Origin of the sequence: Enterobacter sp. SECR19-1250 (assembly GCF_013391025.1) — a bacterium.
Classification (GTDB): Bacteria; Pseudomonadota; Gammaproteobacteria; order Enterobacterales; family Enterobacteriaceae; genus Enterobacter; species Enterobacter cloacae.
Genome location: NZ_JACASJ010000049.1, coordinates 1 through 13,749, shown reverse-complemented (window position 1 = coordinate 13,749; position 13,749 = coordinate 1). Strand labels below are relative to the sequence as shown.

At 55.1% G+C, this 13,749-nt stretch carries 12 protein-coding genes and 1 pseudogene; 3 read left to right on the top strand and 10 right to left on the bottom strand.

The genetic code is table 11. The features are described 5' to 3' along the window. Positions 1–12 precede the first annotated feature (12 nt). Positions 13–987: a glyoxylate/hydroxypyruvate reductase GhrB gene (gene ghrB / locus HX884_RS14075; RefSeq protein ID WP_047024128.1), complete on the top strand. Its 975-nt coding sequence runs from the start codon at positions 13–15 to the stop codon at positions 985–987. 58 nt (positions 988–1,045) lie between these two features. On the opposite strand, the gene cspA is transcribed toward ghrB, so the two are convergent. Together cspA and HX884_RS14065 are read right to left on the bottom strand one after the other, a co-directional pair. Further along, positions 1,046–1,258 carry an RNA chaperone/antiterminator CspA gene (cspA, locus tag HX884_RS14070; RefSeq protein ID WP_003860775.1) on the bottom strand — a complete coding sequence of 71 codons (213 nt, stop codon included), beginning with the start codon at positions 1,256–1,258 and terminating at the stop codon, positions 1,046–1,048. A 246-nt stretch (positions 1,259–1,504) separates the two neighbouring features. Further along, positions 1,505–2,215: a DUF3053 domain-containing protein gene (locus tag HX884_RS14065; RefSeq protein ID WP_013094974.1), complete on the bottom strand. Its 711-nt coding sequence runs from the start codon at positions 2,213–2,215 to the stop codon at positions 1,505–1,507. A gap of 331 nt (positions 2,216–2,546) precedes the next feature. On the opposite strand from HX884_RS14065, the gene HX884_RS14060 reads away from it, so the two are divergent. Continuing rightward, entirely contained in the window at positions 2,547–2,834 is a 288-nt protein-coding gene (locus HX884_RS14060; protein ID WP_013094972.1) for an HTH-type transcriptional regulator, read from the top strand. A 46-nt stretch (positions 2,835–2,880) separates the two neighbouring features. Here the strand turns inward: HX884_RS14060 and HX884_RS14055 are convergent. The 4 genes and pseudogenes from HX884_RS14055 to HX884_RS14040 form a co-directional block, all read right to left on the bottom strand. Continuing rightward, positions 2,881–4,500, bottom strand: a pseudogene (locus HX884_RS14055) (ABC-F family ATP-binding cassette domain-containing protein). Between the two features lie 232 nt (positions 4,501–4,732). Continuing rightward, positions 4,733–6,802: a glycine--tRNA ligase subunit beta gene (gene glyS / locus HX884_RS14050; RefSeq protein ID WP_013094970.1), complete on the bottom strand. Its 2,070-nt coding sequence runs from the start codon at positions 6,800–6,802 to the stop codon at positions 4,733–4,735. Between the two features lie 9 nt (positions 6,803–6,811). Next, positions 6,812–7,723 carry a glycine--tRNA ligase subunit alpha gene (glyQ, locus tag HX884_RS14045; RefSeq protein ID WP_003860141.1) on the bottom strand — a complete coding sequence of 304 codons (912 nt, stop codon included), beginning with the start codon at positions 7,721–7,723 and terminating at the stop codon, positions 6,812–6,814. Between the two features lie 160 nt (positions 7,724–7,883). Continuing rightward, positions 7,884–8,189 carry a YsaB family lipoprotein gene (locus tag HX884_RS14040; protein WP_023620070.1) on the bottom strand — a complete coding sequence of 102 codons (306 nt, stop codon included), beginning with the start codon at positions 8,187–8,189 and terminating at the stop codon, positions 7,884–7,886. A gap of 183 nt (positions 8,190–8,372) precedes the next feature. On the opposite strand from HX884_RS14040, the gene HX884_RS14035 reads away from it, so the two are divergent. Beyond that, positions 8,373–9,368 (top strand): acyltransferase, encoded by a 996-nt coding sequence (locus HX884_RS14035; RefSeq protein WP_029882714.1) that lies wholly within the window; start codon positions 8,373–8,375, stop codon positions 9,366–9,368. On the opposite strand, the gene HX884_RS14030 is transcribed toward HX884_RS14035, so the two are convergent. The 4 genes from HX884_RS14030 to xylA all read right to left on the bottom strand — a co-directional run bounded on the left by HX884_RS14030 (position 9,361) and on the right by xylA (position 13,721). Further along, complete coding sequence (locus HX884_RS14030; protein WP_058682414.1) at positions 9,361–10,281, bottom strand: GlxA family transcriptional regulator; 921 nt, start codon at positions 10,279–10,281, stop codon at positions 9,361–9,363. The two genes, HX884_RS14035 and HX884_RS14030, sit on opposite strands and share 8 nt — an antisense overlap. Then, a complete protein-coding gene (locus tag HX884_RS14025; protein ID WP_178328370.1) occupies positions 10,281–10,820 on the bottom strand; it encodes an isochorismatase family protein in 540 nt (179 codons plus the stop codon). The genes HX884_RS14030 and HX884_RS14025 overlap by 1 nt, the downstream gene beginning before the upstream one ends. 103 nt (positions 10,821–10,923) lie before the next feature. After that, positions 10,924–12,378, bottom strand: a complete 1,455-nt coding sequence (gene xylB / locus HX884_RS14020) for a xylulokinase (RefSeq protein ID WP_047024125.1) — start codon at positions 12,376–12,378, stop codon at positions 10,924–10,926. Between the two features lie 59 nt (positions 12,379–12,437). After that, complete coding sequence (gene xylA / locus HX884_RS14015) at positions 12,438–13,721, bottom strand: xylose isomerase (protein WP_178328369.1); 1,284 nt, start codon at positions 13,719–13,721, stop codon at positions 12,438–12,440. Positions 13,722–13,749 lie beyond the last annotated feature (28 nt).

Genomic DNA, 13,749 nt, shown 5'->3' with positions numbered 1-13,749 from the left:
ACGGAGATAAGCATGAAGCCGTCCGTCATTTTGTATAAAGCACTGCCTGATGATCTGCAAAAACGCCTGGAAGAACACTTCACCGTCACGCAGGTGAAGAACCTAAGCCCGGAGACGGTGGCACAACACGCCGGGGCGTTCGCCCGGGCCGAAGGCCTGCTGGGTTCAAGCGAAAAAGTGGATGTCGCGTTGCTGGAAAAAATGCCGAAGCTTCGTGCTACCTCAACCGTTTCCGTGGGTTACGACAATTTTGACGTGGACGCCCTCAACGCGCGCAACATCCTGCTGATGCATACGCCACATGCCCTGACGGAGACCGTGGCCGACACGCTGATGGCGCTGATGCTCAGCACTGCCCGCCGCGTGGTGGAGGTGGCCGATCGCGTCAAAGCGGGCGAGTGGACAAAAAGCATCGGCCCGGACTGGTTCGGTGTGGATGTTCATGGCAAAACGCTGGGGATTGTTGGCATGGGCCGGATCGGCCTGGCGCTGGCGCAGCGTGCGCATTTCGGTTTTAACATGCCGATTCTGTATAACGCGCGTCGCCATCACAGCGAAGCCGAAGAACGCTTCAACGCCCGCTATTGCGAGTTGGATACGCTGTTGCAGGAAGCGGATTTTGTCTGTCTGATCCTGCCTCTGACGGACGAAACCCGACATCTGATTGGCAAAGCGGCGTTTGAAAAGATGAAGAAATCCGCCATTTTCATCAATGCGGGTCGTGGCCCGGTCGTGGATGAGAAGGCGTTAATTGAGGCGCTACAAAACGGTGAGATCCATGCGGCCGGTCTGGACGTGTTTGAACAGGAGCCGCTGCCGGTGGATTCGCCGCTGCTTTCGCTGCCTAACGTGGTCGCGCTGCCCCATATTGGTTCTGCGACGCACGAGACGCGTTACAACATGGCGGCCACCGCGGTGGATAATCTGATCGCCGCGCTGAACGGAAACGTGGAGAAAAACTGCGTCAATCCACAGGTTCAACAGTAGAAACGAAAAAACCCGCCAGAAGGCGGGTTTTTAAATTCTTTGCTACTGGGTTGGAAGCTTACAGGCTTACAACGTTACCAGCTGCTGGGCCTTTAGCGCCGCTTTCGATGGTGAAGGACACTTTCTGACCTTCGTCTAGAGATTTGTAGCCATCGTTCTGGATAGCAGAGAAGTGTACGAACACGTCTTTAGAGCCATCGTCAGGAGTGATGAAGCCGAAACCTTTATCAGCGTTGAACCATTTTACCAGACCAGTCATTTTAGCAGACATAGAATTACCTTAATTAACAAATATATTGTGCCTTCCGGCTTGATGGGTTGCGTTACAGATTTTTAAGCGATGAAGGAAGGGTCACTACGAAGGGTATCTATGGATAACAATCTGGACTGCTTTACTAAACTGCTTTAGGTCTGTGTAACAAACCGACGCGAACAGTTATACCGATGTGGTAGAGGAATGACAAGCGTTATTTTAGTCATATGTAAAAAACCCCGCCTGAAGCGGGGTTTTTTCGGTTTATTCTGTGGCAGCGACGGCTGCGCTCCACGCCTGACTAAAGGCCTGGTGCTGGGAGGCCAGCGGCCCAATCAGCGTATTGTACTGACTCGCCTGCTGCGAGGTTGGGAACTGAATACCGTTGGCAACAAAGCTCACCTGCGTTCCCTGCTGGGAGATAAAATCCCCTACCTGAACCAGCTGCTGCGTGAAGATCTGCGCGGCGGGGATCAGCGGTTGCAGGGCATCCGAAGGTTTGGTCACCACTTTCTCATACACTTTGTCGAAGACCGGTTTGAGATCGTCGCCCTGTTTCAGCGCGGAACGTGACGCGTCAGCCTGCATTTTCGCGTTCTGCAATTGCTGGCTCAGCACGCCGAGCGCACCGTTAGACTGGCGAAGCGGTTCACGTTGGGTGACATAATCCTGCGGGACACGGATGGCGTTAACGCTATCCACAACCGGACGAATGCCGGAGTCCATCGCCTGGCTTACCTGCTGTGAATAACCATACAGAATGGCGTAATCAGACACGAAGGGGCCAAACTGTTTTTTCTGATCCGCAGTCAGCGTCGGCAAACGCTCGCCGCTGCGCATCACTGTATTCTGCAGAAAATCGATAAACGCTTTGCGCTGATCGCCTTCTTTATCAAAACACCCACTCAGGCTAACAACCATCAACAACGCCGCAATAGGCGCAAACCAGCGAGAGCAGGACTTTCCTGTCGCCATTTCATTACTCCTTTCACCCAAAAAAGCGCACATCGGCACACGCGTGCCCAACGCTGACAAGGATAGTCCAGGTCAGCGCTGCAAGATACTCTTTTCATGCAAAACGGCTATTGCCATTTTATTTCTTACTCTTTACAAAAAAATACCTGGCGAAGCCGACATATGGTTAATCAGGTAATTAGCATAACTATCCGCATAGCTGAAACGGATAAAGCGATCGTTACCGCACGATTAATCACAAGCGTGATGATCCTTCGTTTGTATTAGGGACTATTCTTAATGGGCTCTCTGATGTTCTTGATCCCGGTGTGTGATTTAAGAGGAGTTCTCAATGGAATATAAAGATCCTGAGTTTGAGCTGCTGAGCAGCCTGGAACAGATTATTTTTAAAGATGTACCGCAGACAGTGACCCTGCAACAGAAATCCAATCCCTTTACAGAATATGAGCAATTGCGCAAAGGGACAGGTTTAAAAACAGATGAATTCGCCAGAGCGATGGGTGTCAGCGTAGCGATGGTGCTGGAGTGGGAGTCGAAACGAGAGAAACCCACGCCAACCGAGTTAAAGCTGATGCGCCTGATTCAGGCCAACCCTGCACTCAGCAAACAGATAGCGTGATGCAGTACCGTGAATTACCGCCCCCGCCTTTGCGGGGGTTTGTGTTTTAAAGGCCTTCACAATGCCAGCCCGTCTCCTCCCACACCAGTTCATGCGTTAACGCCAACCCTTGCAGAAAGCTTTCATCATGGGACACCACCAGCAGTGCTCCGGGGAAACCGGCCAGCGCCGCTTCAATCGCCTGGACCGATGCCAGGTCCAGATGGTTGGTCGGTTCATCAAGCAGTAAAAGCTGCGTGGCATGCTCGCGCCACAACACGCAGGCCAGGGCGGCTTTCAGACGCTCACCTCCGCTCAACTCTGCCAGCGGCAGTGAGACTTTATCTGCCCCCAGTTGAAGCTGTGCCAGGCGGGTACGCAAAATCCCCTCTTCCAGCGGCGTATTGCTCAGATTGAGATGAGCCATCACCGACTGCGTCAGATCCAGCTGCGACAGGTGCTGATCGAGATACGCACACGTCACCGATACCTTACAACTGCCTGCACGGGGTGCGGTTTCACCGAGGATGACTTTTAACAGCGTTGATTTACCGCAGCCATTGGGCCCCCTGAGCGCCACGCGCATCGGGCCGTCCATCCGCCAGTTCATTGGTGGAAGTGAAACATGCGGCAATTGCAGTGCCTCCAGCACCAGCACCTGTTTTCCCTCAGCAATCTGGCTTCCCGGCAGGGTAAACATGACCGGGGCGTCTTCTTCAACCCGTTCCCGCGCCTTGTTTACCGCGGCATTCAGCACATCGTTTTGATCGCTGTGCTGTTTTTTCCACGAGCCGATACGCTCTTTTGCCGCCGCTTTATATTTGACCCGCTCAAACGACGCGATATTCAGGGTATCGACCGTGCGTATGGTCTTCGCCGAACGCCGCTGGCTGTCATCATGCTCTTTTTGCATTCGCGCGCGGGTGCGTTTGCGCTCCGTTGCCGCATGCTCCAGCGCCGCGCGGGCAGCCTGCTGTTCGGCATCCCGTTGCTGTTTATAGTCTGCATAATTGCCGCCGTAGCTGCGCAGCCCGGAGGGGCTCAGCTCAAGAATACGTGGCACCTGCGCCAGTAACTCACGATCGTGAGAGGCAACCAGCACGCCGCCCTGATAACGGCGCAACTGGTCGTAAAACCACGCCCGGCCTTGTCGATCCAGATGGTTGGTGGGTTCATCCAGCAACAGGAAATCCACCTCAGCCGTAAATGCACCGCACAGCAGGGCACGGATCCGCTCGCCACCGCTGAATTCGGCGGCAGGTTTATCGGGGTCTAACGGTGGCAGTTTCGCCTGGAGAAACGCCTCGTTCAGGCGTTCTGCTAAATCCCAGTAGCCGTCGAGCATCTCCAGATCGTCAGGCTGGTAATCGCCGCGATCGATGCGCTTACGCGCTGCAAAAATCGCGTCATAACCAAGCAGTTCAGCAAGCGTTGCCTGTGGGGAGATATCCTGCTGTTATGCCACATAGACATGTGAGGCAAAACGCTCAATATGACCACTGGCAGGTTCATCCAGCCCCGCCAGCATGCGCAGCAGACGCGTTTTCCCGCTGCCATTACGACCAACCAGCGCACACAGGGATGTCTCCAGAGAGAGGTTCAGCGGGCCAAAAAGAATATCGCCCGTCGCAAACTGACAGGTGACCTGATGCAAAATAAAAGAAGGGGACTGCGCAAAATGAGCCATAAGCACTCCTGAATGAAATCAAAACATCCCCTGCCGACGCGGTCGCGTTTAGCAAGGATCGAAATTCATCAGTCGTGTTTGTTCATTTTCGGAATGCGCTCCTGAGGGAGAAAGTTAACGCCGATAAGGATAGCGGTAATATGTTGACCATTTCAAGATTAAATTTTCACCCGCACGCCATAAAAAAACCCGCCGAAGCGGGTTTTTAGCCTGTACATGCCCGGCGGGCACATTACTGCAGCAGCGAGATATCCGCCACGCGCAGGAACAGCTCACGCAGTTTTTCGAGCATAGAGAGACGGTTAATACGCAGATCTTTATCTTCCACGTTGACCATCACTTTTTCGAAGAAGGCGTCGATAACGTCACGCAGTTCCGCCAGTTCTACCAGCGCTTCCTGATAACGGCCTTCTGCGAAGTATGGCTCCAGCTTGTCACGCAGCACCACAACCTGCATCGCCAGGGCGATCTCTTCCGGCTCTTTCAGCGTCGCGGCGTTCACACGCTCATTCAGCGTTTCGTCAGATTTCGCCAGAATGTTGGAGACACGCTTGTTCGCCGCCGCCAGGGCAGATGCCGCTTCCAGCGTACGGAAGTGAGAAACCGCCTTCATACGCGCATCGAAGTCAGCCGGACGCGTTGGACGACGCGCCAGCACCGCCTGAATGGTATCCACGGTGTAACCTTCGTCCTGATACCACGCGCGGAAGCGACCGAGCATAAAGTCGATCACGTCATCCACCACGTTGGCATTGGTCAGCTTGTCACCGTACAGACGCACCGCTTCTTCAGTCAGAGTCTGCAGATCGAGGTTCAGGTTCTTCTCAACGATGATACGCAGCACGCCCAGCGCCGCACGACGCAGCGCGAACGGGTCTTTGTCGCCTTTTGGATGCTGGCCGATACCGAAGATCCCCGCCAGGGTATCCATTTTATCGGCAATCGCGACCGCACAGGCAACCGGGTTAGACGGCAGTTCATCGCCAGCAAAGCGCGGCTGATACTGTTCGTTCAGGGCAACCGCCACATCTTCCGCTTCGCCATCGTGACGCGCGTAGTGCATACCCATAACGCCCTGGGTGTCGGTAAACTCGAACACCATGTTGGTCATCAGGTCGCACTTGGAGAGCAGACCCGCACGGGTGGCATGGTTAACGTCCGCGCCAATTTCACGGGCGATCCAGCCGGACAGCTCCGCGATACGGTCGGTCTTGTCGCGCAGCGTACCCAGCTGCTGCTGGAACAGCACGGTCTGCAGGCGCGGCAGGTTATCTTCCAGACGTTTTTTACGGTCGGTATTGAAGAAGAACTCCGCATCCGCCAGACGTGGACGCACCACTTTCTCGTTACCGGAGATAATCTGCTGCGGATCTTTCGATTCGATGTTCGCCACGAAGATAAAGTTTGGCAGCAGCTTGCCGTCGTTGGCATAAACCGGGAAGTATTTCTGGTCACCCTTCATGGTGTATACCAGCGCTTCTGCCGGAACCGCGAGGAATTTCTCTTCGAACTTCGCGGTCAGCACAACCGGCCATTCCACCAGCGAGGTGACCTCTTCCAGCAGGCTGTCGCTCAGGTCAGCGTTACCGCCAATCTTGCGCGCCGCCTCTTCAGCGTCGGCTTTGATTTTGGCTTTACGCTGTTCGTAGTCAGCAATGACTTTACCGCGCTCCAGCAGGATCTGCGGATACTGGTCGGCATTGTCGATGGTGAACTCTGGCTCGCCCATGAATCGGTGCCCGCGAATGACGCGATCGGACGCCACGCCCAGAATGGTCGCTGGAATAACGGTGTCGCCCAGCAGCAGGGTCACGGTGTGTACCGGACGCACGAAGTGTACGTCGGACGCGCCCCAGCGCATCAGCTTAGGAATGGGCAGCTTAGCCAGCGAAGTGGCGATCATGTTTGGCAGCAGTGCTTCGGCGCGTTCACCTTTTACGTGAGCGCGATACAGCAGCCATTCGCCTTTGTCAGTGGTCAGACGCTCGGCCTGGTCAACGGTAATACCGCAACCGCGCGCCCAGCCTTCTGCCGCTTTGCTTGGCTTGCCTTCCGCGTCGAACGCCTGGGCAATCGCCGGGCCACGTTTTTCCACTTCACGATCCGGCTGAGACGCCGCCAGGTTCGCCACTTTCAGCGCCAGACGACGCGGAGCAGCAAACCACTCAATTTTACCGTGCGCCAGGCCAGCGTTATCCAGCTCGGCAGTCACGTTCGCAGCAAAAGATTCAGCCAGGCTGCGCAGGGCTTTTGGTGGCAGCTCTTCGGTGCCAATTTCCACCAGGAAAGTTTTCTCAGACATGGCCGCCTCTTATTTGTTTCGGTTGCACATCGGGAAGCCAAGGGCTTCACGGGACGCGTAGTAAGCTTCTGCAACGGCTTTGGTCAGGGTACGAATACGCAGAATGTAGCGCTGACGTTCAGTCACGGAGATCGCTTTGCGGGCGTCCAGCAGGTTGAAGCTGTGGGCGGCCTTCAGAATACGCTCGTAGGCAGGCAGCGGCAGCGGAGTCTCCAGCGCCAGCAGTTGCTGCGCTTCTTTCTCGTACTGCTCGAAGCAGGTGAACAGGAAGTCCACGTCCGCGTATTCGAAGTTATAGGTGGATTGTTCCACTTCGTTCTGATGGAACACGTCGCCGTAAGTGGTTTTACCCAGCGGGCCGTCGCTCCAGACCAGGTCGTAAACGCTATCTACGCCCTGAATGTACATTGCCAGACGTTCCAGACCATAGGTGATTTCACCGGTGATCGGCTTACATTCCAGACCGCCAACCTGCTGGAAGTAGGTGAACTGCGTCACTTCCATACCGTTAAGCCACACTTCCCAACCCAGACCCCAGGCCCCCAGCGTTGGGTTTTCCCAGTTATCTTCCACGAAACGAATGTCGTGAATGGTCGGATCCATACCCAGCTCTTTCAGTGACCCAAGGTACAGTTCCTGAATATTGTCTGGCGATGGCTTAATGACCACCTGGAACTGATAGTAGTGCTGCAGACGGTTTGGGTTTTCGCCGTAACGGCCATCGGTCGGTCGACGGGAAGGCTGCACATAAGCAGTCGCCATTGGCTCTGGCCCCAACGCGCGTAAGCTGGTCATCGGGTGTGAGGTGCCTGCGCCGACTTCCATGTCCAAAGGTTGAACAATGGTGCAGCCCTGGCGAGCCCAGTAATCCTGTAAGGTCAGGATCAGGCCCTGGAAGGTCTTGGTATCAAACTTTTGCATAGTATTTCGTGCTGGATACGTGTGGTTTTAAATGGAAGGGACCAGTATACCCGCTGGCTGCAAGATATACAGTACGAAACGGGGTTGTTTAGGGAAAATTGGGAAATAAGCGTTCGAGCCAGAACGCGTCGAGCGTCTGGCTGTCGATTATGCGAGCAGATTAGCGCATGGAGAGATGTAAAAACTGACCGTCCGCATCAAACGAGCAGACAAAGCCCTCTTTACGAGAGGTATGGCCCCGAAGCTCATAGCTGCCCTGAAAACGCTCAAAGCCGGTGACATCAATTTTCTGGGTATCCAGGTTATAGCGGTGAGCCGCCTGATCTTTACACAGCTGTTCCATATTCAACGAACGTTCCGGGCTCATTTTGCCCTGCTGCGCTTTTTGCGCAGGTGCTTCCTGAGGCGTACTGCATCCGGCCAGTACCACCAGCAGAAAGAGTGACCCCACACGCTTCATCATCATTTTTATTACCGACCCGGTCAGTGGCTGTTATTTTTAATAGCAAAGCTTTTATAGATTACGGTCTGGCATTCTGCGAATCTCGCGATGGCCAGACAAGTCCGCGTTATAAAACTCAGATTTTTCCAAGGAAAGACTTTTACACAATAGCAGTCACACTCTATTTACAGGGAAAAAGAGGAACTGATGCAGTCAAAAATTAGCTGGATTGATAATCTGCGAGGAATAGCGTGTCTGATGGTGGTGATGATCCACACGACGACCTGGTATGTTACGAACGCACACAGTATCAGCCCTGTTAACTGGGATGTCGCGAATATTCTCAACTCCGCGTCGCGTGTCAGCGTTCCGCTGTTCTTTATGATTTCCGGCTTTCTCTTTTTTGGCGAGCGTAGCGCACAACCGCGACATTTTATTCGTATCGCCGCGTGTCTCGGCTTTTATAGCGCCGTCGCGCTGATTTACATCACGCTGTTTACCTCCATTAGCCCCGGCCTGTCACTCAAATATCTGCTGCAAAAGCCGGTGTTTTACCACCTGTGGTTTTTCTTCGCCATTATCGTTATCTACCTGGTATCACCGTTGATTCAGGTAAAAAACGTCAGCGGAAAGATGCTTCTGGCGCTGATGGTGGTGATAGGCATCATCGCCAACCCGAATACCGTCTCACAAAAAATCGACGGTTTTGAGTGGCTACCGGTAAACCTCTACATCAATGGCGATACGTTTTACTACGTGCTCTACGGCATGCTGGGGCGCGCCATCGGGATGATGGATACCCAAAAGCGGGGTATCAGCTGGCTATGTGGCGCGTTGTTTATCATCGGGGTGATTATCATTTCACGCGGGACGCTGCATGAGCTGCAGTGGCGCGGCAATTTTGCCGATACATGGTATCTGTACTGCGGGCCGATGGTCTTCATTTGTGCCGTTTCCCTGCTGACGCTCGTTAAAAACACCCTGAATGCGCGCCCTCTTCCCGTGCTGGGTTTTATCTCGCGGCACTCGCTGGGGATTTATGGTTTTCACGCGCTGGTGATCCACGCACTACGCACGAGAGGCGTTGAACTCAAAAGCTGGCCAGTGCTGGACATCGTCTGGATTTTCTCCGCCACACTGGTCGTGAGCCTGTTGCTGTCGATGCTGCTACAGAAGCTAGACACCCGCCGCTTCGTCAGTTAACGACGCGCTGTCGGGCCCGATGAAACTGGCGCGGGGAGGAAAACCCTGCCGCCAGTGAGGCCTGCTCCACGCCGCGCCCCTGCAATAGCCACTGCTCCGCCACCGCCAGACGCAACTGCTCCAGGTAATCGCGAACGCTTATCCCCAAATGCGTCTGGAAAAGACGGGTTAAATGGCGCGGGCTGACATGCGCCAGCGCGGCAATATCCGGCACGTTCCACGCTTTTTGCGGGTCTGCGGTTAGCGCATCCTGAGCACGGTGGATAGCCGGATGAAGATGATTGCGATAGCGTAACCATGGCGATAGCTGTGGATCGTCCCCGGACCGGCGGAACCAGACCACCATCTCGCGTGCCACGGCCAGCGCCTTTTCTGGCCCGCACAGACGGTTAATCATATGCAGCGCCAGGTCGATACCCGAGGTGATCCCTGCGCTGGTCCAGACATTCTCATCCTGCACGAATATCCGGTTCTCTTTGATCGTCGCCGTGGGGGCGGCAGCGCGTAAACGGCCGATAACCTCATGATGCGTTGTGCACTGCCGGTTGTTCAGCAGCCCTGATTTTGCTGCCAGCAAAGCCCCTGAGCAGACGCACATCACGGTGATATCCTGACGCTGAATAGCCGGCTGCAGGCGCATCAGCCAGTGCTGGATCTGCATCGCCTGCGGCGTAGAAAACTGAACGCGGGAGTCGCTTACACCAGGCAGAACCAGCAGGCTCCCTTCCGGAAGCCTTTCCGGTAATGGCGCGATACCGCTCATCATCAAACCAATCGACGTTTGCACCTCAGGTTGCGGACCAATGTAATGCAGACAAAACGCATCGCCTGCCAGGACAAAGGTTTCTGCCGGGCCAGTCATGTCTAATGACAACACCCCGGGCAACATAACGAACCAAACGTCGATGCGCATTACAGTGACTCCAGCGTCTCCGCTACCGTTTTAATCGCGGCAAATCGCCCTGAGTGTACCGTTTCGGTACGATGACGAATTTCCGCAGCGCTAAGGGTTACGCCCTTGTACGTCATAGGAAACGTGAGCATTGCCTCGCTAACAAAGGTCACAGCATAACCCAGATCGGATGCCACCCGTGCGGTGGTTTCGCAGCACTGTTCAGTGCGAATACCGCACACGATCAGCTGGTTGATATCACGCTCGCGCAGCCAGCGATCCAGGCCCGTATCCGTGAAGGCATTATGAACGTGTTTCTGAAAAACCACATCCGGCTGATGACGTAAAAAGGCCATCGGTTTGACATAGCCGCTTTGCAGTGAGAAAGGGCCTTTTTCATCCACATGGAAAATATCAACGACGGGAATACCGCGAGACTGACAGCCTTCTGTCAGCCCCAGCATTGCCTGCTGAAAGGCCGGAACATCTTGCTCCTGCCAGTAATCGCGGTGATGAAAAGACTGTTGGGTATCGATGTTGATTAATGCAATACGTGACATGATGGTGCTCCTCGCCAGTGGGTATAAATACATACTGGCGAGGAAACAGGCACGCGGACAGACCAAAAAAGGACATCCTCGTGCCTCTGACAGACAATCACGCTTATGACATCAGCGGCAGCAACTGCTGATAAATTTTGCGGAACACATCGCGCCTTTCAGCATATCGCGCGTGGCGAGTTGCGTCGGGCAGATGAGCCTGTTCCAGCGTGAGCTGTGGCAACAGTTGCGAAAGCGGTTTTTCCGGGTTCATGGCTATCTGCGCCAGCCGCGCAGCACCAAGCGCCGGGCCCACATCGCCCCCGGTACGATAGTCCAGCTGCAATCCACTGATATCAGAGAGCATCTGGCGCCAGTAGCTGCTGCGTGCGCCGCCGCCGATCAGGGTGATGCTTGCTGGTTTCAGGCCGCAGTCATGGACCACGTCCATTCCATCCGCCAGCGCATAGCCCACGCCTTCCAGAACCGCACGCGCCAGTTCCGCAGGACCGTGCTGATGGGTTAAGCCAAAAAATACCCCTTTCGCTTCCGGGTTGTTGTGCGGTGTACGCTCACCGGAGAGATACGGTAAAAACCAGACGGTACCAGCGTTTTCATCCGCCTGCTGTGCTGCGGTAATCAATGCCGGAACATCGGCCATCCCGGTCAGCTTCGCCGCCCAGTCCAGGCAAGAAGCTGCACTGAGCATCACCGACATCAAATGCCATTTTCCTGGCAGCGCATGGCAAAAACTGTGCACCGCGCTTTCCGGGTTGCTGCGATATCCGTCGCTGACGGCAAAATAGACGCCAGAGGTGCCGAGAGACAGCATGGCCTGGCCCGCATCAACCATGCCGACACCCACGGCGCCCGCCGCGTTATCCCCGCCGCCAGCCACCACCGGCACAGCAGGCATATTCCAGCGTTCCGCTATGGCGGACTGTAAGGTGCCGGTAATTTCGCTGCCTTCAAAGAGTGCGGGCATATGCTCACGGGTGAGATGACAGGCATCCAGCATCGCCTCGCTCCAGTCGCGTTTAGCCACGTCGAGCCACATAGTGCCAGCGGCGTCGGACATGTCGCTGGCAAAATCCCCCGTCATGCGAAAACGCAGATAATCTTTTGGCAGTAAGACCTTCGCCACCTGACGGAAAATTTCCGGCTCATGGCGTTGCACCCAGAGAAGCTTCGGCGCGGTGAAGCCGGGCATCATCAGGTTGCCGGTGATGTCACGGGACGCAGGCACTCGCTCTTCAAGGAGCGCGCACTCTTCCGCACAGCGGCCATCGTTCCAGAGGATCGCAGGGCGCAACACGCGATGCTGGCTGTCCAGCAGCGTAGCGCCGTGCATCTGTCCGGCGATACCCAGCGCGGTAACCTCACGCAAACTGTGCTGTTCACCTAACCCCTTGATTGCGCGATCCGTCGCTTGCCACCACTGCTCCGGATCCTGTTCCGACCATAACGGATGCGGACGCGAAACCTGCAGTTTTTCAGTCTGCGTTGCCAACACGTCACCCTGCTCGCTTAAGAGGATGGCTTTCACACCCGATGTGCCAAGATCAATCCCGATATACATTGTGGTGGCTCCTTTGACAGAAATGCCCGGTGGCGCTTCCGCTTACCGGGCCTATGTTTTTACTTGTCGAACAAATAGTGATTAACCAGATTTTCCAGCAGTTCCTGGTGTCCGCTCTGATGCTGCGGCGCCAGCTGATGTTGTTCAGCGTACTTCGCGATTTCTGCAAGCGATAACTGGCCTTTCAAAATTTGCTGGCCCAGCTCACTGTTCCAGCCGCTATAACGCTTCGCGACACGTTTATCCAGCTCACCGTCTTCAATCATGCGCGCAGCGACTTTTAGCGCCAGCGCCATGGTATCCATCGCGCCAATGTGGCCGTAGAACAGATCGTATTTATCGGTGCTCTGACGACGCACTTTGGCGTCAAAGTTCAGGCCGCCGGTAGTGAAACCACCCGCTTTGATGATTTCATACATCACCAGCGCATTCTCTTCCACGCTGTTCGGGAACTGGTCGGTATCCCAGCCCAGCTGCGCATCACCACGGTTAGCATCGACCGAGCCGAAGATGCCCAGCGCAATGGCAGACGCAATTTCGTGATGGAAAGAGTGACCCGCCAGGGTGGCATGGTTGGCTTCAATGTTAACTTTAATCTCTTTTTCCAGGCCGAACTGCTTCAGGAAGCCGTACACGGTCGCGACGTCGTAATCGTACTGATGCTTGGTTGGTTCCTGTGGCTTCGGTTCAATCAGCAGCGTGCCGCGGAAACCGATTTTATGCTTATGCTCAACCACCATCTGCATGAAGCGGCCAATCTGCTCGCGCTCCTGACGCAGATCGGTATTCAGCAGGGTTTCATAACCCTCACGTCCGCCCCACAGAACATAGTTCTCGCCGCCCAACTGATGCGTGGCGTTCATTGCGGTCACGACCTGCGTGGCCGCCCAGCTAAATACTTCTGGATCCGGGTTAGTTGCTGCCCCGGCACCATAGCGAGGGTTCGTGAAGCAGTTAGCCGTGCCCCACAGCAGCTTCACGCCACTTTGCTGCTGCTTCGCCGCCAGCACATCCACCATCTGCGCAAAGTTGTTCAGGTACTCTTTCAGCGATGCGCCTTCCGGCGACACATCCACGTCATGGAAGCAGTAATACGGCACGTTCAGCTTGTGGAAGAATTCAAATGCCACATCCGCTTTGCGCTTCGCCAGCTCGATAGCCTCTCCCGGCTGTTGCCACGGGCGGTCAAAGGAACCCACACCGAACATATCGGCGCCGTTCCAGCAGAAGGTATGCCAGTAACAGGCGGCAAAGCGCAGATGATCTTCCATGCGCTTACCCAGCACCAGCTCATCCGGGTTGTAGTGACGAAATGCTAAGGAAGGTGCGAATAAGCAGGTCATTTCTTCCCAAGCTGACTCGCTGATTAAA

Excerpts from the sequence above, each read along its gene's own strand:
- ghrB (WP_047024128.1), top strand. The coding sequence starts at position 13 with ATGAAGCCGTCCGTCATTTTGTATAAAGCACTGCCTGATGATCTGCAA.
- cspA (WP_003860775.1), bottom strand. The coding sequence starts at position 1,258 with ATGTCTGCTAAAATGACTGGTCTGGTAAAATGGTTCAACGCTGATAAA.
- HX884_RS14065 (WP_013094974.1), bottom strand. The coding sequence starts at position 2,215 with ATGGCGACAGGAAAGTCCTGCTCTCGCTGGTTTGCGCCTATTGCGGCG.
- HX884_RS14060 (WP_013094972.1), top strand. The coding sequence starts at position 2,547 with ATGGAATATAAAGATCCTGAGTTTGAGCTGCTGAGCAGCCTGGAACAG.
- glyS (WP_013094970.1), bottom strand. The coding sequence starts at position 6,802 with ATGTCTGAGAAAACTTTCCTGGTGGAAATTGGCACCGAAGAGCTGCCA.
- glyQ (WP_003860141.1), bottom strand. The coding sequence starts at position 7,723 with ATGCAAAAGTTTGATACCAAGACCTTCCAGGGCCTGATCCTGACCTTA.
- HX884_RS14040 (WP_023620070.1), bottom strand. The coding sequence starts at position 8,189 with ATGATGATGAAGCGTGTGGGGTCACTCTTTCTGCTGGTGGTACTGGCC.
- HX884_RS14035 (WP_029882714.1), top strand. The coding sequence starts at position 8,373 with ATGCAGTCAAAAATTAGCTGGATTGATAATCTGCGAGGAATAGCGTGT.
- HX884_RS14030 (WP_058682414.1), bottom strand. The coding sequence starts at position 10,281 with ATGCGCATCGACGTTTGGTTCGTTATGTTGCCCGGGGTGTTGTCATTA.
- HX884_RS14025 (WP_178328370.1), bottom strand. The coding sequence starts at position 10,820 with ATGTCACGTATTGCATTAATCAACATCGATACCCAACAGTCTTTTCAT.
- xylB (WP_047024125.1), bottom strand. The coding sequence starts at position 12,378 with ATGTATATCGGGATTGATCTTGGCACATCGGGTGTGAAAGCCATCCTC.
- xylA (WP_178328369.1), bottom strand. The coding sequence starts at position 13,721 with ATGACCTGCTTATTCGCACCTTCCTTAGCATTTCGTCACTACAACCCG.